The sequence below is a fragment of the Oleiphilus sp. HI0067 genome (assembly GCF_001635735.1).
The window spans coordinates 1-986 of record NZ_LWFI01000394.1; the positions used below are offsets into that span (position 1 = coordinate 1).

The window sequence follows — 986 nt, forward strand, 5'->3', positions numbered from 1 at the left end:
TTTGGATATTGCTTCAAGTGCTGCTTTGGTAGAGGTCTACGGTAATAGAATTCCCGTAATTATTGACTCGGATACCAAGAAAGAATTGGATTGGCCTTTTGATCCTGAAGGCTTGTATAACTTTTTAAGAGAATGCTCGACATAGCTTCGAGCATTATTGTGTACGAACGAGGAAGAGTTGAATGTTGTTTTTATTGTCACCCGCTAAGACGCTTGATTACGAAAATGCTGCATTGACGGATGATTTTACGACTCCAAGAATGCTTGATCATTCAGCGGAGCTAATTGAAGGCGCTAAAAATTTATCTGCAGCAGATGTAAAGGCATTGATGGGCGTCAGTGACACTATTGCTGAATTAAATGTTGAGCGCTTTGCTGCATGGTCTCAACCGTTCAGTCTTCAAAATTCAAAGCAAGCTGTCTATGCCTTTAAAGGTGATGTCTATACAGGGGTAAACGTAGAGACGATGTCTGGTCCACAGGTTGAGTATTTACAGAGCCAAGTGCGGATATTGTCTGGACTTTATGGTTTATTGCGTCCCTTAGATTTAATGCAGGCCTATCGGCTAGAAATGGGCATTAAATTTCAGAATGATCGTGGCCCGAATTTATACAAATTCTGGGGGGCGGAGATCTCTAATCTCCTAAATGAAGACTTAAGTGATTCCGAGCGCTTGGTTATAAATTTGGCGTCAAATGAATACTTTAAGGCAGTAGATAAGAAAGAACTAAACGCGCGGATTATTACGCCAGTGTTTAAGGATCTTAAAAACGGTGCATACAAAATTGTTAGCTTCTATGCCAAGAAAGCACGTGGCTTAATGGTCCGATATGCAGCGGATAAGAATATTACCGATGTAGAGTTATTAAAGGGCTTTGACTATGAGGGTTATAGGTTTAACACGGAGCTTAGTGAAGGAGATACATGGGTATTCACCATAGATGAGCCGCCTAAAGCCAAATAATTAGATTGAAACTATGATGTC

At 40.6% G+C, this 986-nt stretch carries 1 protein-coding gene; it reads left to right on the forward strand.

Features of this window, described 5'->3' with window-relative positions:
• Positions 1 to 182 precede the first annotated feature (182 nt).
• A complete protein-coding gene (gene yaaA / locus A3739_RS04690; RefSeq protein WP_068500499.1) occupies positions 183 to 965 on the forward strand; it encodes a peroxide stress protein YaaA in 783 nt (260 codons plus the stop codon).
• Positions 966 to 986: the final 21 nt, after the last annotated feature.

Bases quoted from the DNA above. Each gene is read 5' to 3' on its own strand.
- yaaA (WP_068500499.1), top strand. From the start codon at position 183: ATGTTGTTTTTATTGTCACCCGCTAAGACGCTTGATTACGAAAATGCT.